Consider the following 23469-nt stretch of genomic DNA (forward strand, 5'->3'; position numbering starts at 1 on the left):
AAGACCCTGGAGGCCTCGCGTTGACCACTGAGATCCGGCCCTACCGCGACCGCGACCGGGCCGCCGTCTACGCCATCTGCGTCGACACCGCGGCCGCCGGCGCGGGGGTGCGAGGGCGGTACCGCACCGACGACCTCGTGCCCGACACCGCCGCCGGGCCGTACCTCTTCCTCGAACCGGAACACGCCTACGTGCTCGACGACGGCGGGCGCGTGGCCGGGTACGTGATCGGCACGGCCGATACGGCGAAGTTAGTCGCCGCTTACCAGGAGCAGTGGCTGCCGAAACTCCGCGAGCGCTACCAGCCGCCGCCGGGGCCGCCGCGCACCGAAGAGGAGCGGCGGCTCGACACGATGTTCCACCCGGAGCGGCAGCTCCGGCCCGAACTGGCGGCGCACCCGGCGCACCTGCACGTCAACCTGCTCGCCGGGCAGCGCGGCGCGGGCCACGGGCGGGCGCTGATCGACACGTTCCTCGCCTCGGTCGCGGCGGCCGGGGCGAAGTCGTGCCACCTCGCCGTCAATCCCGAGAACGCCGGTGCCCTGCGCTTCTACGAGAAGCTTGGCTGGCAGCCGGTCGAGACCGCCGCCGCGGACCGCGTCTACCTGACCCGCCCGACCGGCTAGCTCACACGACCAGCAGCGTTTTCCCCAGCGTGGTGCGGGATTCGATGGCCGCGTGGGCGTCAGCCGCCTTTTCGAGCGGGAAGCGCTGGCCGATCACCGGCGCCAGCCGGCTTGCCGCGGCCTCCGCCAGCGCCGACTCCGTGAACGCGCGCATCTCCGCCGGCCCGCCGAGCGAGCGGACCAGGGAAACCCCGCGGGCCGCGGCTTCCTCTTCGGGCACTTCGGCCCACGCGCCGCCCGCGAGGCCGTACATCGCCATCCGGCCGCCGCGGCGCAGCAGGCCGAACGCAGCCGTGCCGATCGTGCCGCCCACGCCGTCGAAGACGACGTCGAGCTCGCCGATGCCCGCCGTCCAGTCCGGGCTGCGGTAGTCGACGGCGACGTCCGCGCCGAGCTCGCGCACCTGCGCCAGCTTCGCCGGACCCCCCGCGGCGCCGACCACCTCGGCGCCTGCTGCCTTCGCGAGCTGCACCAGCAGGCTGCCGACCCCGCCCGCCGCCGCTTCGACCAGGACACGATCGCCGGGGCGCACCCTGGTCGTGTGCACCAGTCCAGTCGCGGTGCGGCCGTCCGCGAGCACCGCCACCGCCACGTCGAGCGCGAGCGCGTCGGGCACCGGGAAGACCGCCGCCGCGTCCACCGCGACGCGCTGCGCGTACCCGCCGGAACCGCCGGTCGAGGTGACCACTCGCTGCCCCGCCAGCTCCGGATCCGCCCCCAGGCCGACGGAGCTGATCACGCCGCCGACGCCGTTGCCGGGGACGACCGGCAGCACCGGACGGAACGGTCCCGTCCCGGCGCGCGTCTGGGTCTCGACGAACGTGATGTTCGCGAACGTCACCTCCACCAGCACCTGGCCGGGCCCGGGGACGGGGTCCGGCGCATCCCCCGGCTCCAGCGCTTCCGGCCCGCCGAACTCCCGCAACCACACAGCTCTCATGCCTGCACGCTGCAACCTCCAGCGCGGTCGAAGTCAACGGCCTTGTCCGCACAGAACCATGAATGCGGCAAAGAAATGTTCGCCCAGCACGATGACACCGCCGTCCGGGTGGTTCACCGTGAGTGGCACCACCGCACCGAAATCCGGACGCAGACCGACCCAGGAGGCCGACCGTGCGTATCGCCGTTCCCCGTGAAATCAAGAAGCACGAGTACCGGGTCGCGCTGACCCCGGCCGGGGTGCACGAGCTGGTCGGCCGCGGGCACGACGTCTTCGTCGAGACCGGCGCCGGGGTGGGCTCGTCCATCACCGACGAGGAGTACGTCGCCGCCGGCGCGAAGATCCTCGCCACCGCCGACGAGACCTGGGCCGAGGGCGAGCTGGTGCTCAAGGTCAAGGAGCCGATCGCCGAGGAGTACCCCCGGCTGCGCGCCGACCAGGTCCTCTTCACCTACCTGCACATCGCCGCCGACCGGCCGCTGACCGACGCGCTGCTGGCCGCGGGCACCACCGCGATCGCCTACGAGACGGTCCAGACCGCCAGTGGCGCGCTGCCGCTGCTCGCCCCGATGTCCGAGGTCGCGGGCCGGCTGGCCCCGCAGGTCGGCGCGTTCTCGCTGATGAAGCCGAGCGGCGGGCGCGGTGTCCTGCCCGGCGGCATCCCCGGCGTGCACCCGGCGCGCGTCGTCGTCATCGGCGGCGGGGTCGCCGGCCTGAACGCCGCCCGCGTCGCGCTGGGCCTCGGCTCGGACGTCGAGATCCTCGACACGAACGTCGACCGCCTCCGCCAGATCGACAACGACTTCGGCGGCCGCATCCGCACGGTGACGTCGAACCGGCTGTCGGTCGAGGAGTCCGTGCTGCAGGCCGACATGGTCGTCGGCGCGGTGCTGGTGCCGGGCGCGAAGGCGCCGAAGCTGGTCTCGAACGAGCTCGTCGCCCGCATGAAGTCCGGCAGCGTGCTCGTCGACATCGCGATCGACCAGGGCGGCTGCTTCGCCGACTCGCGCCCGACCACGCACGACGACCCGACCTACACCGTGCACGAGTCGGTCTTCTACTGCGTCGCGAACATGCCGGGCGCGGTGCCCCGGACGTCGACCTACGGCCTCACGAACGTCACGCTGCCCTACGCGGTGCAGCTGGCCGAGCACGGCTGGAAGGCCGCGCTGCAGGCCGACGCCGCGCTGGCCAAGGGCCTCAACACCCACGCCGGCGCCCTGACCAACGGCCCGGTCGCGGTCGCGCACGACCTGCCGCACACGCCGCTGGACACCGTCCTCGCCTGACCTACCTCACCCGAGCGGGCCCCTGTCGTTCTCCGGCAGGGGCCCGCTCCCCTTTCCGCAGCAGCCGGCGTCCGTACGCGATGGCGGGCAGCTCGACCCACCTCCGCAGACCGCACGCGAAGAGCAGCGCGACGGCGGAAGTCGCGACGGCCTTGCCGAGCCCCGTCGGCAGCAGGAGCCCGGTCACGCCCGCGGCGCCCGTTTGCGCGAGGTAGAGCGCGTAGGACCGGTCGCCGACGAACTTCAGCGGACGGCTCGCGAGCAACCGCCGGACCGGGCCCTGCGAGATCGCCGCCACGAGCAGCAACGCCGATCCCCCGGCGTACACCGGGACGACGAACTGCCAGTGGCCGCCGAAGGACTGTCCGAGCGGCTTGACCGAGAGCTGCAGCACGCAGAAGCCGAGCGCCACGCCGACCGCCGCGGCCGGGCTGGTCAGCGGCCGCAGCACCGCGAACCCGCGCGGGTGGTGCAGCGCCAGCGCGAGCAGGCAGCCGACCACCAGCGAGCCGTAGTGCACCGAGAGGCTCGCCCACTGGTGCGCGGGAGCGAGCGGCAGCACCCCGAGCACGACGCCCAGCGCGCCGGCGCCGATCAGCAGGCGCAGCGCGGTCTTGCCGGTGCGCGCCGTCAGCACGAGCAGAGCGGGCCAGACGAGGTAGAACTTCTCCTCCACCCCGAGCGACCACGACGTCGGGTACGGCGTGTTGAAGTCGACGACCTCGTTGAGGAAGGTCAGGTAGAACGGCATCGCGTCGACGAGCCGGCTGCTCTGGTAAACGCCGGTTAACGTCACCGCCAGCGCCGTCAGGCCGAGCAGCAGGAAGTACACCGGCATGATCCGGAAGACGCGGCGGACGTAGAAGTCGCGCAGGGAGATTCCGCCCGTGCGGTCTTCTTCGCGCAGCGCCAGCGTGGTGATGAGGAAACCGGACAGCACGAAGAACAGCTGCACGGCGATCCACCCCTGCAGCCGGTCGACGACCGGGCCGCCGTAATGGAAGAAGACGACGGCCAGCGCGGCGAGCGCGCGCAGGCCGGTGAGGCCGGGGAACCACGACGACGCCAGGTACTCGGCGTGGCCGAGCGGCCGCCACCAGGGACGATTGATCATGACCGCAGCGTCGGCCGCGGACGCTGAACCGGACCTGAAGCGAGCTTAAGACGTCTTCAGCTCCGGGAGCCGGACGACGAACCGGCTGCCCTCTTCGACCGACGCCGTGCCGCCGTGCGCGCGGGCGATGTCCGCGACGATCGCGAGGCCGAGGCCCGAACCGCCCTCGTCGCGGGCGCGCGCGTCGTCGAGACGGACGAAGCGGTCGAAGACGCGCTCGCGGTCTTCGGCCGGGATGCCGGGTCCGTCGTCGGTGACCGTCAGCACGGCTTGGCCGTCCACAGTGGACACCGTGACGGCCACCCGGGAGACGGCGTGCCGTTCGGCGTTGTCGACGAGGTTGCGGACGAGCCGCTCCAGGCGCGAGCGGTGACCGTGCACCACCGGCGTCCCGGCGACCTCGATCTCCGCCCGGCCGGCAGCCGCCGCTTCGACCACTTCGGACAGTGCCACCGGCTCGAGCCGGTCCGGGCCCGCATGGTCCAGCTTCCCGAGCAGCACCAGGTCGGCGACGAGGTCCTGCAGCCGCGTGACGTCGAGCAGCGCGTTCTCGCAGGACTTCCGCCAGTCGAGCCGGTCGGGGTGGGCCAGCAGGACCTCGAGCTGCGTCCGCAGCGACGCGAGCGGGGTGCGCAGCTCGTGCGACGCGTCGGAGGTGAACCGGCTCTGACGCGTCACGGCCTCGTCGAGCCGCGCGAGCATGGTGTTCATCGTCCCGGCGAGGCGCGCGATCTCGTCGCCGCTGCGCGGGGCTGGCACCCGGCGGCTCAGGTCGTGCGCGCCGATCTCGGCGACCTCGCCGCGGATCGCCTCGACCGGGCGCAGCGACCGGCGGACGGCGAGCCACGCGATCACGCCGATCAGCAGCGCGACCGCGGGAACGCCGGCCGTCAAAACGGTCCGGACGGAGTCGACGGCGGCCTGGCCCTCGGGATCGATCGCGACGCCGGCGTAGACGTCGTACGCGCTGTCGCCGCTGTCGGCGTGGACGACGTGCAGGACGAGGTCCTCGTCGAGGTCGGCCAGCTCGGGAGCGCACGGGACGGAGTCCCGGCCGGCGCGGTCGAACCCAGACGGCGGGAGCGTGACGTCGGCGTCGTAGGCGGCCAATGTCGCGTCGAGCAGAGCCGGGCAGGCCGCGACGCGCTTGCCCGTGCGGTCGGTGACCTCGTAGATCGAGTCGCGGACGAGCAGCGGCAGGTCGGCGGGCCGGGCGCCGGTGTTCAGGAGCTGGACGACCGCGTCGGCGTGGGCGTCGGCCAGCTGCGTGGCGGCGTTGCGGAGGCGGCCCTCCGCCTGGAGCACGAACCACACGGACACCGCACCGAGCGCGACGGCGGAGGCGGCGAACGCCGTCAACGCCACCCGGAAGCGGGTCGAGCGGAAGAACCTACGCACCGGAAGCCACCACGAGGTACCCCGCGCCGCGGACGGTCCGGATCGTCTCGCTCCCGAGCTTCCGGCGCAGCGCGCTGACGTGGACCTCGACGAGGTTGGCGGTCGCGGAGGCGGCGAAGTCCCAGAGGTTGTCGAGCAGCTCGGCCTTGGTGACCACCTGGCCGGGGCGGTGCATGAGGTAGGCGAGGAGGGCGAACTCCTTGCCGGTGAGGGTGACGTCGGCGGCGCCGCGGCTGCAGGTCCGGCCGGCCTGGTCGAGCTCGAGATCACCCAGTTTGAGGACCCCCGCCCGGGTGGCGCCGCCCCGGCGGATGAGCGCGCGCAGCCGGGAAAGGAGGACGCCGTAGGAAAAGGGCTTGGGGAGGAAGTCGTCGGCGCCGGTGTCGAGGGCCTCGATCTCGTCGTCCTCGCCGTCCTTGGCGGTGAGCATCAGGATGGGGGTGCTGTCGCCCTGGTCGCGCAGCCGGCGGCAGACGCGGTAGCCGTTCAGGCCCGGCAGCATGATGTCGAGGATGATCGCGGAGTACGGGTGTTCCCCGGCGTACCAGAGGGCGTCCCGCCCGTTGTGGGCGACGTCGACGGCATACCCCTCGGCGCTCAGCCCGGCCCGCAGCGCCTCGGCCAGCCGCCGCTCATCCTCGACGAGCAAGATCCGCATCGAGCCACGATCGCACACACGCAGGTCAGAAGGTCGTACTTACCACGCCCCGGAGCAGACAGACGCTGGAAGCCGCGACGACGGCACCGTGGGGGTCCGGGGGCTCGGCCCCCGGGCAACAGGGATGAGCTGGTTCGAGGGCGAAGCCCGAAGAAAAAAGCGAGGGCGACCCGCTCAACCAACCTGGGGGTCATTGGGAGCGGGCCGCCGGTTACTAGCTTAGAGGGCTTCGGCCGGGTTTGCGCCACCGGGTCGGCAAGTCGAATGAATTTTTTGCCGGCCCGGTCCACCCCGGTCACCGCACCCGTCCTTGAATCCTCAGGTCACGGCCCCGGCACCGCTTCCGGCGCCGCCACGGACCGGTCGCGGAACGTGACGAAAGTCGCTCTCCACCGGTTCGAGCGTTCCCTGCGCGCGGGCGGCGCGGGTAGGGCAGGATGACGCCCCATCAGCGGGAACGTTAGGGGACGGTATGCACGACGGCAGTGGCCGGATTGTGGTGCAGAACCTGAGCAAGCAGTTCGGCCCGGTCAACGCGGTGCAGAACCTGAGCTTCACGGTCGAACCGGGTTCGGTGACGGGCTTCCTGGGCCCGAACGGCGCCGGCAAGACGACGACGTTGCGGATGCTGCTCGGGCTGGTGACGCCGACCTCCGGGACGGCGACGATCAACGGGCGCCCGCACTCGCAGCTCGGGAACCCGGCGCGGGTCGTGGGCTCGGTGCTGGAGAACGAGGGGTTCCACCCGAGCCGGACCGCGCGCAACCACCTCCGGGTGTACGCGGCGGCCCTCGGGGTGCCGGACCAGCGCGCGGACGACGTGCTCGGCCTGGTGGGCCTGGGCAGCGCCGCGGACCGGAAGGCCGGCGGCTTCTCGCTCGGCATGCGGCAGCGGCTGGCGCTGGCGACGGCGTTGCTGGGTGACCCGCAGGTCCTGGTACTGGACGAGCCGACGAACGGCCTCGACCCCGAAGGCATCCTGTGGCTGCGCAACTTCCTGCGGTCCTACGCGCGGGAGCAGCGGCGGACGGTCCTGGTCTCGAGCCACCTGCTCAACGAGGTCGAGCAGCTGATCGACCAGGTCGTGATCATCAGCCAGGGCGTCACGCGCTACTACGGCTCGCTCGATCAGCTGCGCAAGGGCCAGCAGTCGCGGGTGCTGGTGCAGCCGGCGGACCCGGCGGCGCTGGTGAAGGCGTTGCAGGAGAACGGCATCCAGCAGGTGTCGCCGACGCCGGACGGCCGGGTCGCCGTGGCCGGGTCGAGCGTCCAGCAGATCGGTGACCTGGCCGCGAAGGCCGGGATCGCCGTGTACGGGATGCAGGAGGAGCACGCCGACCTAGAGCGGATGTTCTTCCAGCTGACGCAGGGTCAGTTCGCCGGCGGGCCGGCGGGGTACCCGCCGCAGCCGCAGTACCAGGGCCCGCCGCCCGGGTACCAGGGGCCGCCGTCCGGTCCGCAGCAGTACCAGCAGGGCCCGCCCTCGGGCCCGCAGCAGCAGCAGCAGTACTGGGGAGGTCCGCAGCAGTGATGGGCAACCTGATCAAGGCGGAGTTCCGCAAGACGCTCTCGCTGAACACCTGGTGGGTGCTGATCATCCCGCTGGCGCTGGTGGCGTTCTGGCTGACGTTCGTCTGGGGCAAGATCACCAACGACTTCGCCGACTTCCTCGGCTCGGACGACGCGCGCCAGGTCAGCGAGACGATCGGGCTCGACCCCGCCAAGGTGCCGGTGGGCCTGCTCGCGATCGCGCACGGCGTGAACATCGCTCAGCTCGTGCCGGGCCTCTTCGGCATCTTCGCGCTGGCCGGCGAGTACCGCAGCAAGACGATCACCACGACGTTCCTGACCGCCCCGAACCGGATCTCCGCGCTGACCGCGAAGATGCTGACCTACATCGCGTGGGGCGCGATCTACGGCCTGATCAGCTTCGGCGTCTCGGCGGCCGCGGTGATGGCCTCGGTCGACTCGGGCCGGTGGCCCAGCACGGGCCAGTGGCTGGCCGCGCTCGGCGGGACGATCCTCGCGTCGGTGCTGGTGACGTTGTTCGGCATCGGGTTCGGCGCGGTGCTGCGCAACGTGCCGCTCGCGGTGGTGCTGTTCATCATCTGGTTCCTGATCGTGGAGAACGTCCTGGTGATCGTGTTCTGGCTCTGGGGTGACGTCAGCATCCTGGGCGGGATCCTGCCGAACGGCACCGCGAACGGGATCGTCGGCGGCATCGCGGCGGACGCGTTCGGCTTCAACTCGCTCAACCTGCCCGCCAGCGTCGACTCCGGCGCGCAGCTGCTCCTGCAGTACACGGCGAGCGCGCCCGGCGTGCTCTCGTGGTGGGCTTCGGCGCTGATCTTCTTCGCTTGGACGATGCTGTTCTTCGGCCTCGGCTGGGCGGGCAACCAGCGCCGCGACATCACGTAGTCCCGGCGTCGTCGGAAGGCCACCTCGAGCTGCTCGAGGTGGCCTTCCGCGCGTTCGGGGAAATATTTTGTCGGTGCCGGCGCTTACTGTGACAACGTGACCCTCGCTCCGCCCCGCTCCCGTCAAGAGCTCCCACCTGCCGAGACCGTCGGCTGGGTCCGCAGGCTGTCCGCCGCGGCGTGGGAGCACCGCGCGATCGTCGTGCTGTCGCTGGCCGCCGCCGTGCTCAGCGTCGGGGTGCAGGCCGCGAGCCCGCTGCTCGTGCGCGCGGCGGTGGACGACGCGGTGGCGGGGCAGACCGGCGCCCTGCCCGGGATCGCGACCTTCCTGGTGTCCTTGCAGCTGGTGGCGTTCGGCACCGCGTTCCTGCGCCGGTACTTCGGCGGGAAGCTCGCGCTGAACGTCCAGCACGACCTGCGCCAGCGCGTGTTCAACGCGGTTTCGCGGCTGGACGGCGGAAAGCAGGACGCGCTGCGCACCGGCCAGGTCGTCTCGCGCGCGATTTCGGACCTGCAGCTGGTCACCGGGATCCTGATGCAGATCCCGCTCTCGTTCGGCTCGGTGATCTTCGCGCTGCTGTCGTTCGTCGCGATGCTGTGGATGTCGCCGGTGCTGACGCTGATCGCGCTGGTCGTCACCCCCGCGGTCGGCATCATCGTGACGCGCAGCCGCAAGCGCCTCTTCCCGGCGACGTGGTCGGCGCAGCAACGCGCGGCCGATGTCGCGCAGCAGGTCGAGGAGACCGTCACCGGCGTCCGCGTCGTCAAGGGCTTCGGCCAGGAGACGCGGGAAGTGAGCCGGCTCGAGAAGACCGCGCGCAAGTTGTTCGGGGAGCGGCTTCGCGCGGCGAAGCTGTCCGCGGTCCCGACGGCGACCACCGCGGCCCTGCCCGCCGCCGGCCAGGTCGCCGTGCTCGGCATCGGCGGCGTCCTCGCGCTGAACGGCTCTATCACGCTCGGCACCTTCCTCGCCTTCGCGACCTACCTCGCGACCCTGATCGGCCCGGCCCGGATGCTGTCCGGCCTGGTCGTGCAGGCCCAGCTGACCCGCGCCGGCGCCGAGCGCGTGTACGAGCTGATCGACGCGCAGCCGGAGGTCGTCGACGCTCCCGACGCTCGCCCGCTGCCGGAGGGGCCGCTGGGTGTGGAGCTCGACGGCGTCCGCTTCGGATACACCCGCAGCGAACCGGTGCTGGACGGGCTTTCGGTCACCGCGAACCCCGGCGAGACCCTCGCGCTGGTCGGCACCGCGGGGTCGGGGAAGTCGACGATCTCGTTGCTGCTGCCCCGCTTCTACGACGTCCACGCGGGCTCGGTGCGGGTCGGCGGCCTCGACGTCCGGGACGTTCCCCTGCGGCAGCTGCGCCAGGCCATCGGCGTGGTCTTCGAAGAGGCGTTCCTGTTCTCCTCCTCGATCCGGGACAACATCGCGTACGGCCGCCCGGACGCGAGCGACGAGGAGATCGTCGCCGCGGCGCGCGCGGCCGAGGCGGACGAGTTCATCCGCGCCCTGCCGGAGGGCTACGAGACGCTGGTCGGTGAGCGCGGGCTGACGCTCTCGGGCGGGCAGCGGCAGCGGCTGGGGCTGGCGCGGGCCCTGATCACCGACCCGCGGATCCTCGTGCTCGACGACGCGACGTCGGCCATCGACACCGTCACCGAGGCGGCGATCCACGACACCCTGCGCTCGGTCACCGCGAGCCGCACGACCCTGCTGATCGCGCACCGGCGTTCCACCCTGGCGCTGGCCGACCGGATCGCGGTGCTGGACGAGGGCCACGTCGTCGACGTCGGCACCGAGGCCGAGCTGATGGCGCGCTGCCCGCTGTTCCGCGAGCTGATCGCCGGGCCGGGTGACGACGTCGAGGAGAAGCACCGCTGCGAAGGCCTCGACTGCGGCCCGGCCGGGATCACGCCGTCGCTGTGGCCGCGGGCCGAGCGCGACGAGGTCGAGGACCTGGCCGAGGCGGCACGCCGGCGCAGCGGCGACCCGAACAGCAGCGGGTTCGTCGGCGGGGGCGGCGGCCTCGACGTGCCGCCGACCCCGGAGCTGATCGAGGGCGTGCGGCGGCTGCCGGCCGCCACCGACGAGCCGCAGCTGTCCGATGTGGACGTCACCGCGCCCGACCCGCGGTTCCGGCTGGCCGGGCTGCTGCGCCCGGTCCGCTGGCCCCTGCTGCTGGTGATCGGGCTGGTGGCGGCGGACGCGGCGGCGTCGATCGCGCTGCCGGGGCTCTACCAGTTCGGCGTTGACCACGGTGTCCGGACGGGTGTCGAGTGGATGATCTGGCTCGCCGCCGGGATCGGCGCGGCGGTGATCGCGGCCGACTGGCTGGTGGTGTTCGCGCAGACGCGCCTGACCTCGCGGGTCGGCGAGACGGTGCTGTACGCGCTGCGCGTGCGCAGCTACGCGCACCTGCAGCGGCTCGGACTCGACTACTACGAGCGGGAGCTGTCCGGGAAGATCATGACCCGGATGACCACGGACGTCGACGCGCTCTCGACGTTCCTGCAGACCGGGCTCGCCACGGCGGTGGTCAGCGCGCTGACGCTGGCCGGGATCACGGCCGCGCTGCTGGTCACCGACGCCGGGCTGGCGCTGTTCGCGCTCGCGATGGTGCCGGTGCTGGCGGTGGCCACGGTGATCTTCCGGCGCGCGGCGTCGAAGGCGTACAACGAGGCCCGCGAACGGGTCAGCGTCGTGAACGCGGACATGCAGGAGAACGTCAGCGGGCTGCGCGTCGCGCAGGCGTACACGCGCGAAGACCGTTCCGCGGCGGCGTTCGCCTCGCGCAGTGACGACTACCGGCGCTCGCGGCTGCGGGCGCAGCGGTACGTCGCGACGTACTTCCCGCTGGTCGCGCTGATGTCCGACCTCGCGATGACCACGGTGCTGGTGGCCGGTGCGAACCGCGTCTCGGCGGGCACGCTGTCGGCCGGGGTGCTGCTCGCGTTCCTGCTGTACCTGCAGCAGTTCTTCTCGCCGATCCAGCAGCTGTCGTCGGTGTTCGACGGCTACCAGCAGGCGCGCGTCGGCCTCGACCGGATCGGCGACCTGCTGCGGACGCCGACGTCGGTGCCCGCGGCGGACAACGCCGTGGCGGTGCCGGAGCGGCTGCGCGGCGAGGTTTCGTTCAAGGAGGTCGAGTTCTCCTACACCGGCGCGGAGAGCAAGGCGCTGGCGGAGTTCTCGCTGGACGTCGCGGCCGGCGAGACGATCGCGCTGGTCGGCGCGACCGGCGCCGGGAAGTCGACGGCGGTGAAGCTGGTGGCGCGCTTCTACGACGCCACCGGCGGCGAGGTCCGGGTCGACGGCACGGACGTGCGCGAGTACGAGCTGGCCGGGCTGCGGCGCCGGATGGGCGTGGTGCCGCAGGAGGCGCACCTGTTCTCGGGCACGGTGGCCGACAACGTCCGCTACGGCCGGCCGTCGGCGTCCGACGCCGAGGTGGAGGCGGCGGTCCGGGCGGTCGGCGCGTTCGACGGCGTCGCCGCCCTCTCGGCCGGGTTCCTGCAGCCGGTGGGCGAACGCGGGCGGTCGCTGTCGGCCGGGCAGCGCCAGCTGGTGGCCCTGGCCCGGGCGGAGCTGGTCGACCCGGACGTCCTCCTGCTCGACGAGGCGACGGCGGCCCTGGACCCGTCCACGGAGGCCGCGGTCCTGCGCGCGACGGAGCACCTGGCCCGCCGCCGCACGACGTTCGTGGTCGCCCACCGCCTCGCGACGGCGTCCCGCGCGGACCGCATCGTGGTCCTGGACCACGGCCGGATCGTGGAGACCGGAACCCACGAGGAGCTCCTGGCGGCGAACGGCTACTACGCCCGCCTGTGGTCCCTCGGCTGACCGCCGAAAGTTCGTGGCCGCGTGCCCGGAGCGCTGGGAGCATGGCGGGCATGTTCGAAGAGAAGCGGGTTCCCGACCGGCAGGTACGAGCAGCGCGGACCGAGACGACGGTCCGGGTCTACCAGGCGTGCTCACCGGCGGTCGCCGACGCCGCGCTCGAGAAGCAGACGTTCGCGGGACTGGACGGCACGACGTGGCTCACGCCGTCGTTCCGGTGGGCGGCCTACGACAGCGGCAACGGGAGCAAGCCCGGCCACGAGCGCATCCTCGCGGTCGACATCACCCGCGAGGGCTTCGAGTGGGCCCTCTCGCACGAGGGTCCGGTGCTCATCCAGTGGGACGCCGAGCGAGACCTCGACCACACGCCGCTGTACTTCGAAGCGATCCGGATCGGCTTGACCGGTGAAGCGACCGTGCAGTACTCCGGGGAGTGGATCACCGCCATCACCGACGTCACGGCCGTGATGCGCGACATCTCCGGGCTCCTCGCCACCGACCAGCTGCACAAGGCGGTCAAGCTCGTCCCCCACGAGCCGCCGTACCCGCTCGGCTGAGGCGGTACAGCTAAGGCATCGCCCGCCACTTCAGCGAGCCCATCCCGGCCGCCTCGACGTCGGGCTGCGAGGCCCACCGGACCGTGCCCGGCCGGACGTGCACCCCGGCGCCGACCAGCCAGTCCGGCTCGTCCGGCGACACGTGCTCCATCTCCTCGAAGTCGGCCAGCGTCGGCCAGACCGCTTCGCACGAGTCGCACATCAGCACGACCGTGCCGGACTCGGTGACCAGGGGCCGGACCAGGCCCTGGTCCCAGAACGACGGACATTCGACCAGCCACATCCACCCAGGAGAACCCGCGCCGGTGAACACCCGCGGGCGACGGCGCGAACCCCGCCTGAAACCCCTCGAAACCCTGTACCGGGTACAGGGCTTAAGGTTCCCTTAGCACATCTTGATCGAGTCAGTGACCGATCCCCTAGTGCGCCACGCCTCACACAGGCCGGTTCCATCACATCGGCGTCACCGAGGGGGTTAGCCTGGTAGGCGCATCAACGGATTCAAGATCGAGATCGAGACGGATAGAGGCGAGCCCAAGCCGTGTCCAGCAGCAGCCCTGCGTCACAGTTCGGCCCCAACGAGTGGCTGGTCGAAGAGATGTACGACCAGTTCCTCGCAGACCCCAGCTCAGTCGATGCCGCGTGGCACGACTTCTTCGCGGACTTCAAGCCGACGCAGAGCGCCCAGGCCAAGGCGGACAACGCCCGGCAGAAGGCCGACGCCAAGCCCGCGACCAACGGCCAGGCGTCGGCGCCGTCGTCGAAGGCGGTGCAGAACGCGGAGTCCGCGGCCAAGCAGACGTCGACGCCGCCCGCGCCCGCCAAGGCGGCGCCCGCGAAGGCCGCCCCGAAGCCGGCCGCCAAGGCCGCGCCGAAGGCCGAGGCCAAGACGGACGCGAAGCCGCAGGCCAAGGACGAGCCGGAGTCGAAGCAGCTGCGCGGCGCCGCGGCCGCCATCGCGAAGAACATGGACGCCTCGCTGAGCGTCCCCACCGCGACCAGCGTGCGCGCGGTCCCGGCGAAGCTGATGGCCGACAACCGCATCGTCATCAACAACCACCTCAAGCGCACCCGCGGCGGCAAGATCTCCTTCACGCACCTCATCGGCTACGCGATGGTGCGAGCGCTGAAGAACTACCCGAACATGAACCGGCACTACCAGGTGATCGACGGGAAGCCGTTCGCGATCACGCCGGAGCACGTCAACTTCGGGCTCGCGATCGACATGAAGGGCAAGGACAACTCCCGCACGCTCGTCGTGGCTTCGGTCAAGGGCTGCGAAGACATGTCCTTCCTGCAGTTCTGGCAGGCCTACGAGGACATCGTCAAGAAGGCCCGCAACAACAAGCTCACCGCGGACGACTTCGCCGGCACCACGATCTCGCTGACCAACCCGGGCGGCATCGGCACCAACCACTCGGTGCCGCGCCTGCAGGCCGGCCAGGGCGCGATCATCGGCGTCGGCGCGATGCAGTACCCGGCGGCGTTCGAGGGGACCAGCGAGAAGACGCTGGTCGACCTCGGCATCAGCAAGATCATGACGCTGACCTCGACGTACGACCACCGCATCATCCAGGGTGCGGAGTCCGGCGAGTTCCTCAAGCGCATCCACCAGCTGCTGCTGGGTGAAGACGGCTTCTACGACGACGTCTTCACCAGCCTGCGCCTGCCGTACGAGCCGATCCGCTGGGTCGCCGACATCCCCGAGGGCCCGGTCGACAAGACCGCCCGCGTGATCGAGCTGATCGACGCGTTCCGGATGCGCGGTCACCTGATGGCCGACACGGACCCACTGAACTACCGCCAGCGCAGCCACGCCGACCTGGACGTCCTGTCCCACGGCCTGACGCTCTGGGACCTCGACCGCGAGTTCCCGGTCGGCGGCTTCGCCGGCCAGGAGCGGATGAAGCTGCGCGACATCCTCGGCGTGCTGCGCAACTCGTACTGCCGCACGGTCGGCATCGAGTACACGCACATCCTCGACCCCGAGGAGCGCCGCTGGATCCAGGAGCGCGTCGAGATCCCGCACGAGAAGCCGGACCCCGCGGTCCAGAAGTACGTGCTCTCGAAGCTGAACGCCGCCGAGGCGTTCGAGACGTTCCTGCAGACCAAGTACGTCGGCCAGAAGCGCTTCAGCCTGGAAGGCGGCGAGACGGCGATCCCGCTGCTCGACACGCTGCTCGACAAGGCGGCCGAGCACGAGCTCGACGAGGTCGTCATCGGCATGCCGCACCGCGGCCGGCTGAACGTGCTGGCCAACATCGTCGGCAAGCCGATCAGCCAGATCTTCCAGGAGTTCGAGGGCAACCTCGACCCGGGTCAGGCGCACGGCTCCGGTGACGTGAAGTACCACCTCGGCGCCGAGGGCAAGTACTTCCGGATGTTCGGCGACGGCGAGACGAAGGTGTCGCTGACGGCGAACCCGTCGCACCTGGAGACCGTGGACCCGGTGCTCGAGGGCATCGTCCGCGCGAAGCAGGACCTCCTGGACAAGGGCGGCGAGGGCTACACCGTGCTGCCGGTCCTGATGCACGGCGACGCGGCCTTCGCGGGCCAGGGCGTCGTCGCCGAGACGCTGAACCTGTCGCTGCTGCGCGGGTACCGCACCGGCGGCACCGTGCACGTGATCGTCAACAACCAGGTCGGCTTCACGACCGCGCCGGAGCACTCGCGCTCGTCGCAGTACGCCACCGACGTCGCGAAGATGATCGGCTCGCCGATCTTCCACGTGAACGGCGACGACCCCGAAGCCGCGCACTGGGTGGCCAAGCTGGCCGTCGAGTACCGGCAGGCGTTCCACAAGGACGTCGTCATCGACCTGATCTGCTACCGCCGCCGCGGCCACAACGAGGGTGACGACCCCTCGATGACGCAGCCGGCGATGTACGACATCATCGACACGAAGCGCTCGGTGCGGAAGACCTACACCGAGTCGCTGATCGGCCGCGGGGACATCTCCGTCGAAGAGGCCGAAGCCGCGCTGCGCGACTTCTCGAGCCAGCTGGAGCACGTCTTCAACGAGGTCCGGGAGCTGGAGAAGCACCCGGCGAAGGCGAGCCCCTCGGTCGAGGAGGAGCAGCAGGTCCCGGCCAAGGTGGCGACGGCGATCACCACCGAGACGCTGGAGCACATCGGCGACGCGTTCGTGAACGTGCCCGAGGGTTTCACCCCGCACCCGCGCGTCAAGCCGGTCATGGAGCGCCGCCACAAGATGTCCCGCGAAGGCGACATCGACTGGGCTTTCGGCGAGCTGCTCGCGTTCGGGTCCCTGGCGATGGAGGACCGCCTCGTGCGGCTGTCCGGGCAGGACTCGCGGCGCGGCACGTTCACCCAGCGGCACTCGGTGTTCATCGACCGCAAGACGGGCCAGGAGTACTCGCCGCTGCAGAACCTGGCCGAGGGCCAGGGCCGCGTGATGATCTACGACTCCGCGCTGTCGGAGTACGCGGCCGTCGGCTTCGAGTACGGCTACTCGGTCGCCAACCCCGAGTCGCTGGTCATGTGGGAAGCGCAGTTCGGTGACTTCGTCAACGGCGCGCAGACCGTCATCGACGAGTACATCTCCTCGGGTGAGGCCAAGTGGGGCCAGCGCTCGGACGTCGTGCTGCTGCTGCCGCACGGCCACGAGGGCCAGGGCCCGGACCACACGTCCGGCCGCATCGAGCGGTTCCTCTCGCTGTGCGCGGAGGGCTCGATGACGGTGGCGGTGCCGTCCACCCCGGCGAACTACTTCCACCTGCTGCGCCGCCACGCCCTCGACGGCATCCAGCGCCCGCTGGTCGTCTTCACGCCGAAGTCGATGCTGCGCAACAAGGCCGCGACGTCTGCGACCGAGGACTTCACCGGCCAGAGCCGGTTCATGTCGGTCATCGACGACGTGACGCCGGACCCGGCGAAGATCCGCAAGGTGCTGCTGACCTCCGGGAAGCTGTACTGGGAGCTGGTCGCGGAGCGGACCAAGCGCGAGGCGCACGACGTCGCGATCGTGCGGATCGAGCAGTACTACCCGCTGCCGAAGCGGAAGCTGGTGGCGGCACTGGAGCGCTACACCAACGCGAAGGACGTCGCGTGGGTGCAGGAGGAGCCGGAAAACCAGGGTGCGTGGCCGTTCTTCGGCCTGAACCTGCCCCGGAAGTTCCCGGAGCTGCTCTCGGGCCTGCAGGTCGTGTCGCGCCGCCCGATGGCGGCGCCGTCGGCCGGCTCGTCGAAGGTGCACGAGGTGGAGCAGAAGGCGCTGATCTCGAAGGCGTTCGACTGATCGCTTGACCACGGAGAAGGCCCCCGCACGATGGTGCGGGGGCCTTCGCCGTTCTCAGCCGAGTGACTGCGAAGCGGCTTCCGCCAGCTTGTGCGCGTTGCGCCGGCAGCGGTCCACGTTCCGGTCCTGCTCGTCGGCCGCCTGGACGAGCACGATCACGTCGACGTTGCCCTGGTAGAACCGCACCCCGCACTGCAGGCTGTCGCTGCCGTGCGGGTCGGTGTCCGCGGCCTTCGTCGCCCGCCCGATCCCGGCGGTGATCGGCTTGCCGCCGTCCTCCACCGCGTTGTCGTACCCCGCCGCGGCGTACCGGGTGCCCGCGCCCGAACCGGGCTCCACCGACTTCGACAGGTACATCGTCACCTGCCCGGACGAGGACCCGGACTTCATCCAGGAGCAGCTCAGCTGCATCAGCTCGAGCTCGTCGTCCGAGGAGCTGCCGGGCTCCGGCGGGGCGTCGCGCACCAACGGCGGCAGGCCGTTCATCCGGCTGCCGACCTCCGGGCACCGCGGCAGCGAGGTGTACTTGTCCGGCTCGCCGGCGGGTGACGTCGTGGGCGCCGGCAGGGACCGCTTCTCGTTCCCGGGCGTCAGCAGGAAGAACGCGCCGACACCGACGCCGGCCAGCACGAGGACGCCGGCCACGACCAGCACGACGATCAGCGCGGTCTTCCCGCCGGACTTCGGCGGCGGGTAACCGGGATACTGTGGGTAATAGGGTCCTTGCTGCACGATCCGGACATTAGGCCAAACACTGCGTCGAGGTCGGCGTTTCGGGACAAACCACCCGGACGGTCCGGAATCGATTTCCCTCTTTCGCCGGTTCGCGGCAAGGTGACCACCATGCTGATCCGCCGCGAAACCCCCGCCGACCACGCCACGATCCACACGATCCACAGCGAGGCGTTCCGGCGCGAACCCGGCGTGACACCGGTGGAGGCGCCGCTGGTGGACGAGCTGCGCGCCGACGGCGACCTGGTCGACGCGCTGTCCCTGGTGGCGCTGCGCGGCGGCGAGCTGGTCGGGCACGTGTGCTGCAGCCGGGCCCGGGTCGGCGACGACACGACGTCGGCGGTCGGGCTCGGCCCGCTCGGAGTGCTGCCCGCACACCAGGCGACGGGCGTCGGCTCGGCCCTGATGCACGCGGTCCTCGCCGCGGCGGACGCCCTCGGCCACGGCCTGGTGGTCCTGCTCGGCAGCGACGTCTACTACCCGCGCTTCGGCTTCGTGACGGCGTCGACGCTCTCGATCACCGCGCCGGACCCGAGCTGGGGCAAGCACTTCCAGGCGCGGGCGTTGACGGGGTACAAGCCGGCGCAGTCGGGCGCGTTCGAGTACGCACCGGCGTTCTCGCGGATCTAGGACTTCAGGTTGTTGCGTGCCAGGAAGTCTTCCGCGATGTCCAGGGGGTTCCGCTTCTCCTCCGTGAACTCGACGTTCAGCCGCGTCAGCTGATCGGTCGTCAGCGCCGCCGAGACGCGGTTCAACGCGGCCGTCTCGGAAGGCGACAGCGTCCCCTTGGCCACCAGCGGCACGATGTTCTGCGCCGGGAACATGTTCTTGTCGTCGACCAGCGGCACGAACCCGTTCGCCTGGATCGTCGACGACGTGCTGAACAGGTCCGCCACCTGGACGTCACCCGACTTCAGGGCCGCCACCGTGACCGGGCCGCCGGTGTCCGTCGTGCGGATCTCCTTGAACTCGCAGCCGTAGAGCTTCTTGATCTGGTCCTTCCAGCGGCTGCTCCACTGGCCCGGCCCGCCGAACACCAGCTCGCCGCAGCGCTTCCCCAGGTCCGAAAACGTCTTGATGCCCGACGAAGCCAGCTGTGCCCCGACGACCAGCAGGTCCTTGTCCTCGGCCGGTGCCTGGTCCAGGACTTCGAAACCCGCGGGAATCTTCTGGCGAAGCTGCGCGTAGACGTCCTGGGACGTCGTCGCGGAAGTGTTCTTGTCGAAGTACCGCAACAGGTTCCCGCTGTAGTCCGGCACCACCGACAGCGACTTGTCCTGCAGCGCCTTGACGACGACCTCGCGGCTGCCGACCGGCGGCCGCACGGTCACGTTCGTCGCGCCCGCGTTCTTCAGCGCGCCGGCGTAGATCTGGGCCAGCAAAAGGCTTTCGCCGACGTCGGACGCGCCGATGATGATGTCCCCATTGGACCCACCCTCGCCGCCGCCCGCCAGCGGGTTGCCACAGCCGGCCACCAGGACCAGGGCGGCCACCACAAGACCGAGCCGCTTCATGCCGCCACCTTCTTGCCGGTCGCCGCCGCGGCCGCGAGGCGCACACCACGCGGCACCAGCGCGCGGTTCAGCAGCGCGAACAGGACGTCGAGCACGATCGCGAGCAACGTCGTCAGCAGCGCGCCGGCGATCACCTCGGAGTAGTCCAAAATGGCCAGTCCGTCGAGCAGGAACCGGCCCAGGCCACCGAGTCCGACGTACGCGGCCACCGCGGCCGTCGCCACGAGCTGCAGCACGGCGTTGCGGATCCCGCCGAGCACGAGCGGCAGCGAGATCGGCACCTCGACCTTCCAGAGCCGCTGCCAGCCGGTCATCCCGATGCCCTGGGCGGCGTCGACGACACCGTGGTCGGTCGCCTGCAGCCCGGCGTACGTGCCGGCCAGGATCGGCGGCACGGCCAGCACCACGAGCCCGATGATCGTCGAGGTGACGCTTTCGGTGAAGAGCAGGAACAAGAACGTGACGAGCCCGAGCGTCGGCAGCGCGCGAATCGCGTTGCCGACGCTCACCAGCGCGACACCGCCGCGTCCGGTGTGGCCGACGAACAGTCCTAACGGGACAGCGATCACCAACGCGATCACGAGCGCCAGCACCGTGTACCCGAGGTGCTCCAGCAGCCGCTGCGGGATGCCGTCCGGGCCGGACCAGTGCGCCGGGTCGCCGAACCAGTGGAAGAGATCGGTGATCATGCGACGGCCACCCCCGCGTTCCCGGCCCGTTCCCACGGTGTCAGCAGGTTCCGGATCCCCACCAGGACCAGGTCGACGACCAGGGCCAGCACCAGCGTCAGCACGATGCCGACGACGATCGGCGAGAAGTACTCACGCTGGAAGCCGTCGGTGAAGAGCACCCCGAGGCCGCCGGTGCCGATCAGCGCGCCGACGCTGACCAGGCTGATGTTGCTCACCGACGCGACGCGCACGCCGGCCGCGAGCACCGGCACCGACAGCGGCAGCTCGACGGCGAAGAAGAGCCGCACCGGCTTGTAGCCGACCGCCGTCGCCGCGGCGGTCACCGGCGGCGGCACGGCGTCCAGCGCGTCGAGCACCGGGCGGACCAGCAGCGCCGTGGTGTAGATCGTCAGCGCGACGACGACGTTGACGCTGTCGAGGATCTTCGACCCGATCAGGCCGGGGATGACGACGAACAGCGCGAGCGACGGGATCGTGTAGAGCAGGTTGGCCAGCACCATGAGCACCGACCGGGCGGGCGCCCAGCGGTGCCCGAGCCAGCCGGCCGCGATCGCCAGTACGATGCCGATGACCAGCGGCAGCAGCGCGAGGTAGACGTGGTCACCGAGGTCACCGAGGATCTGTTCGCGGTTGTTGCCGCTGCCCAGGTACCGCCCGAGCTCGTCGAAGAAGCTCATGACGCCTGGGGCGTCGCCTCGATCACGTCCAGGACCTGTCTGGCGACGACGCCGCCGAGCACGCGGTGGTCTTCGTCGACGACCACGCCGAGGCTGGCCGGGGACGACAGCGCAGCGTCGAGCGCGCCGCGGATCGGGGTGCCGTGGATCCACAGTGAACCGCCGGCGACGAGGTCTGCTTCGGACAGTGCGCCGTCCACTGTGGAGTTCGGCGGCAGCCAGCCGCGGGGCTGCTTGTCGGCGTTGACCCCGAGCCGCCAGCCGTCGCTCGCCGGGACCGTCGCGCCGATCTCGACCAGCTCGATCTCCTTGACCTCGACGCCCTCGGCGGAGAGGAAGGACAGACCGCGGTAACCGCGGTCGCGCCCGACGAACGACGCGACGAAGTCGTCCACCGGGTGCCGCAGCACGTCGGCGGGGGTGCCGTACTGGGCGAGCTTGCCGCCGACGCGCAGCACCGCGACCTTGTCGCCGAGCCGGACGGCCTCGTCGATGTCGTGCGTGACGAACACGATGGTCTTGCCCAGCTGCGACTGCAGCCGCAGCAGCTCGTTCTGGAGGTCCTCGCGCACGATCGGGTCGACGGCGGAGAACGGCTCGTCCATCAGCAGCACCGGCGAGTCCGCGGCGAGCGCGCGGGCGACGCCGACCCGCTGCTGCTGGCCGCCCGAAAGCTGGGCCGGGTACCGCTTGCCGAGCTCGACCGGCAGGCCGATGGTCTCGAGCAGTTCGGCGGCCCGCTTGCGCGCCTTCACCTTGTCCCAGCCGGACAGCAGGGGCACGGTGGCGATGTTGTCCAGCACCGTCCTATGTGGAAAGAGCCCGGCGTGCTGGATGACGTAGCCGATGCCGCGGCGCAGCAGCGCGGGATCGCCCTCGGCGACGTCCTTGCCGTCGAGCAGCACCTGGCCGCCGGTGGGCTCGACCATCCGGTTGATCATCCGCAGTGACGTCGTCTTGCCGCAGCCGGACGGGCCGACGAGCACGGTGATCGTGCCGTCCTCGACCGTCAGGTTCAGCTTGTCGACGGCGACCGTCCCATCGGGATACTGCTTGGTCACGTCGCGGAATTCGATCGTCACTTGCCCACTCCCCATGTCAGGTCCAATCGACCGTAGCCGAGTCGGCGGTGGTTGGCACGCTGTTCCGGCAGGTGGTGACTGAGGTTTATTCTGGTTAGGTCGCCGCGTCCCGCGCCCGGAACGATTGGTCGGCGCAGAAGTCATGCGGCGGCCGACGGCTGAATAAGCCTCACTAGGGTTGTGGTCCGTGAACGCTCTCGACGATGTCCTCGCCAAGCACGGCGTCGGCGTCCGCCCGCTGCACCGCGTCATCGACCTGCTGCGCACGGGCGACCACGACCTCGGCGAGCTGGTCCGGCTGAGCACGGCGCCCCGGCGCAGCGTCGAAGACGTCCTCGCCGCTTTGGGTGACGACCTCGACCGCAGCGGCGACCGGCTGCGGATCTCCCCCGGCGTCGCGGCGTCGTACCTGCAGTACAGCGCGCCGGGTTACGCCGACCCGCTCGACGAAGCCGTCGCGACGCACGAGCTGCTGCCGAAGGTCGCCGAGTGGGTGGCCGAGGTGCCGCCGCCGCTGGCCGCGCTCGACCACGTCCAGGCCACGCCGGAGACGGTGCTGCGCCGCGCGTTGTGGCTGGACGCGCGCTACGACCTCGCGTCGGCGCGGCTGCTGTTCCTCGGTGACCACGACCTGACGTCGCTGGCGGTGCGGGCGGTCTGCCCGGCGGCGTCGCTGACCGTCGTCGACCTCGACGAGCGGGTCCTCGCCTACCTGGACGACCGCGGCGAGCGCGAGATCCGGACCGCGCACGCCGACCTGCGCGTCGGCCTGCCGCCGGCGGTGAACGGCTTCGACCTGGTGTTCAGCGATCCGCCGTACACGCCGGAAGGCATGGGCCTGTTCGCCGCGCGCGGGGTGCAGGCGCTGCGGGAGCCGAGCGAGGGACGGCTGCTGTTCGCGTACGGCTACAGCCCGCGGCACCCGGCGCTGGGCGCGCAGGTGCAGCGGTCACTGGCCACGCTCGGGCTGACGTTCGAGGCGATCCTGCCGGGCTTCAACTCCTACTTCGGCGCGCAGGCGATCGGCAGCGCGGCGGACCTGTACGTCTGCCAGCCGACGGCGAAGGCCAAGAAGGTCCGCAGCGGCAAGACGATCTACACGCACGGGCCGCAGTCGGTCGAGGCCGCCGGCACAAAACCGGCGCTGCTGGAGAAGCTGAAGGAGATCGCGACCGCGGACGGGCTCTCGTTCGAGTCGCGCCCGGTGGACTGGTCGATCTCCGGCCCCGAGGGTGACGCGGTGGCGATGGACCTCTCGGCGGACCCGGGCCCGTGGCTGCTGCGCACCCTGCTGGGCACGAACGCCCGCAGGCTCGCGCTGCTGCTGCCGAACGCGCACCCGGACCTGGCGGACCAGGCGTCCCAAACCGCGCTCGCGGACCTCGTCCGCGGCAAGTACACGCTGCGGTACCGGCGCAGCACCCCGGACAACCGGCACGCGGTGGTGGTCGCGGACGCGGTGGAGCACCAGAGCGAGGTGCTCACGCGCGCCCACGCCCGGCTGGCGAACGTCGCCCTGGACGTCCCCGAAGACCTGCGGGACCTGCGCCTGGTCGACGTCCCCCGCCACCGCCTCGCCGCCCTGGTGGGGGGGGGGGGGGGGGGGGGGGGGGGGGGGGGGGGGGGAGGGGAAGAGCACAGGGCGGGAGCACGATAATAGCGCGACGGGGGAACCCG

The 23469-nt window shown here is 71.1% G+C and carries 19 protein-coding genes; 9 read left to right on the top strand and 10 right to left on the bottom strand.

The window, feature by feature from the left end:
• Positions 1 to 20 precede the first annotated feature (20 nt).
• Positions 21 to 626, top strand: coding sequence for a GNAT family N-acetyltransferase (locus ACZ63J_RS44140; protein WP_465402613.1), 606 nt, complete (start codon positions 21 to 23; stop codon positions 624 to 626).
• A gap of 1 nt (position 627) precedes the next feature.
• Here ACZ63J_RS44140 and ACZ63J_RS44145 read toward each other — a convergent pair whose 3' ends face one another.
• Positions 628 to 1566 (bottom strand): zinc-binding dehydrogenase, encoded by a 939-nt coding sequence (locus ACZ63J_RS44145; RefSeq protein ID WP_465402611.1) that lies wholly within the window; start codon positions 1564 to 1566, stop codon positions 628 to 630.
• A 173-nt stretch (positions 1567 to 1739) separates the two neighbouring features.
• On the opposite strand from ACZ63J_RS44145, the gene ald reads away from it, so the two are divergent.
• Positions 1740 to 2855, top strand: a complete 1116-nt coding sequence (gene ald, locus ACZ63J_RS44150; protein ID WP_465402609.1) for an alanine dehydrogenase — start codon at positions 1740 to 1742, stop codon at positions 2853 to 2855.
• Between the two features lies 1 nt (position 2856).
• On the opposite strand, the gene ACZ63J_RS44155 is transcribed toward ald, so the two are convergent.
• The 3 genes from ACZ63J_RS44155 to ACZ63J_RS44165 are packed head-to-tail and all read right to left on the bottom strand — an operon-like array spanning position 2857 to position 6025.
• Positions 2857 to 3969, bottom strand: coding sequence for an acyltransferase family protein (locus ACZ63J_RS44155; protein ID WP_465402607.1), 1113 nt, complete (start codon positions 3967 to 3969; stop codon positions 2857 to 2859).
• A 45-nt stretch (positions 3970 to 4014) separates the two neighbouring features.
• The gene (locus ACZ63J_RS44160) at positions 4015 to 5367 is read right to left on the bottom strand and encodes a sensor histidine kinase (RefSeq protein WP_465402606.1); all 1353 of its coding nucleotides are present in this window, start codon (positions 5365 to 5367) and stop codon (positions 4015 to 4017) included.
• Entirely contained in the window at positions 5360 to 6025 is a 666-nt protein-coding gene (locus tag ACZ63J_RS44165; RefSeq protein WP_465402604.1) for a response regulator transcription factor, read from the bottom strand. The genes ACZ63J_RS44160 and ACZ63J_RS44165 overlap by 8 nt, the downstream gene beginning before the upstream one ends.
• Before the next feature lie 472 nt (positions 6026 to 6497).
• On the opposite strand from ACZ63J_RS44165, the gene ACZ63J_RS44170 reads away from it, so the two are divergent.
• The 4 genes from ACZ63J_RS44170 to ACZ63J_RS44185 all read left to right on the top strand — a co-directional run bounded on the left by ACZ63J_RS44170 (position 6498) and on the right by ACZ63J_RS44185 (position 12837).
• Complete coding sequence (locus tag ACZ63J_RS44170) at positions 6498 to 7556, top strand: ABC transporter ATP-binding protein (protein WP_465402602.1); 1059 nt, start codon at positions 6498 to 6500, stop codon at positions 7554 to 7556.
• Positions 7556 to 8443, top strand: coding sequence for an ABC transporter permease subunit (locus tag ACZ63J_RS44175; protein ID WP_465336241.1), 888 nt, complete (start codon positions 7556 to 7558; stop codon positions 8441 to 8443). Before ACZ63J_RS44170 ends, ACZ63J_RS44175 begins: the two co-directional genes overlap by 1 nt.
• A gap of 96 nt (positions 8444 to 8539) precedes the next feature.
• On the top strand, positions 8540 to 12283 hold the full coding sequence (locus ACZ63J_RS44180) for an ABC transporter ATP-binding protein (RefSeq protein ID WP_465402600.1): 3744 nt from the start codon (positions 8540 to 8542) through the stop codon (positions 12281 to 12283).
• 50 nt (positions 12284 to 12333) lie between these two features.
• Complete coding sequence (locus ACZ63J_RS44185) at positions 12334 to 12837, top strand: DUF4291 family protein (protein WP_465402598.1); 504 nt, start codon at positions 12334 to 12336, stop codon at positions 12835 to 12837.
• 10 nt (positions 12838 to 12847) lie between these two features.
• On the opposite strand, the gene ACZ63J_RS44190 is transcribed toward ACZ63J_RS44185, so the two are convergent.
• Positions 12848 to 13120, bottom strand: coding sequence for a hypothetical protein (locus ACZ63J_RS44190; RefSeq protein WP_465402596.1), 273 nt, complete (start codon positions 13118 to 13120; stop codon positions 12848 to 12850).
• A gap of 258 nt (positions 13121 to 13378) precedes the next feature.
• Between ACZ63J_RS44190 and ACZ63J_RS44195 the strand changes: the two genes are divergently transcribed.
• Complete coding sequence (locus tag ACZ63J_RS44195) at positions 13379 to 17095, top strand: multifunctional oxoglutarate decarboxylase/oxoglutarate dehydrogenase thiamine pyrophosphate-binding subunit/dihydrolipoyllysine-residue succinyltransferase subunit (RefSeq protein ID WP_465402594.1); 3717 nt, start codon at positions 13379 to 13381, stop codon at positions 17093 to 17095.
• 54 nt (positions 17096 to 17149) lie between these two features.
• Here ACZ63J_RS44195 and ACZ63J_RS44200 read toward each other — a convergent pair whose 3' ends face one another.
• Positions 17150 to 17827: a hypothetical protein gene (locus tag ACZ63J_RS44200; protein WP_465402592.1), complete on the bottom strand. Its 678-nt coding sequence runs from the start codon at positions 17825 to 17827 to the stop codon at positions 17150 to 17152.
• Between the two features lie 111 nt (positions 17828 to 17938).
• Between ACZ63J_RS44200 and ACZ63J_RS44205 the strand changes: the two genes are divergently transcribed.
• Positions 17939 to 18457, top strand: coding sequence for a GNAT family N-acetyltransferase (locus ACZ63J_RS44205; RefSeq protein WP_465402590.1), 519 nt, complete (start codon positions 17939 to 17941; stop codon positions 18455 to 18457).
• On the opposite strand, the gene ACZ63J_RS44210 is transcribed toward ACZ63J_RS44205, so the two are convergent.
• From ACZ63J_RS44210 to ACZ63J_RS44225, 4 genes are read right to left on the bottom strand one after another with little or no spacing between them, the layout of a single operon-like run.
• Positions 18454 to 19341: an ABC transporter substrate-binding protein gene (locus tag ACZ63J_RS44210; RefSeq protein ID WP_465402588.1), complete on the bottom strand. Its 888-nt coding sequence runs from the start codon at positions 19339 to 19341 to the stop codon at positions 18454 to 18456. The two genes, ACZ63J_RS44205 and ACZ63J_RS44210, sit on opposite strands and share 4 nt — an antisense overlap.
• A complete protein-coding gene (locus ACZ63J_RS44215) occupies positions 19338 to 20030 on the bottom strand; it encodes an ABC transporter permease (protein ID WP_465402586.1) in 693 nt (230 codons plus the stop codon). The genes ACZ63J_RS44210 and ACZ63J_RS44215 overlap by 4 nt, the downstream gene beginning before the upstream one ends.
• A complete protein-coding gene (locus ACZ63J_RS44220) occupies positions 20027 to 20710 on the bottom strand; it encodes an ABC transporter permease (protein ID WP_465402584.1) in 684 nt (227 codons plus the stop codon). Before ACZ63J_RS44220 ends, ACZ63J_RS44215 begins: the two co-directional genes overlap by 4 nt.
• A complete protein-coding gene (locus ACZ63J_RS44225) occupies positions 20707 to 21792 on the bottom strand; it encodes an ABC transporter ATP-binding protein (RefSeq protein WP_465402582.1) in 1086 nt (361 codons plus the stop codon). Before ACZ63J_RS44225 ends, ACZ63J_RS44220 begins: the two co-directional genes overlap by 4 nt.
• A gap of 187 nt (positions 21793 to 21979) precedes the next feature.
• Between ACZ63J_RS44225 and ACZ63J_RS44230 the strand changes: the two genes are divergently transcribed.
• The gene (locus ACZ63J_RS44230) at positions 21980 to 23449 is read left to right on the top strand and encodes a bis-aminopropyl spermidine synthase family protein (protein WP_465439931.1); all 1470 of its coding nucleotides are present in this window, start codon (positions 21980 to 21982) and stop codon (positions 23447 to 23449) included.
• Positions 23450 to 23469 lie beyond the last annotated feature (20 nt).

The organism is Amycolatopsis sp. NPDC104863 (assembly GCF_055582965.1).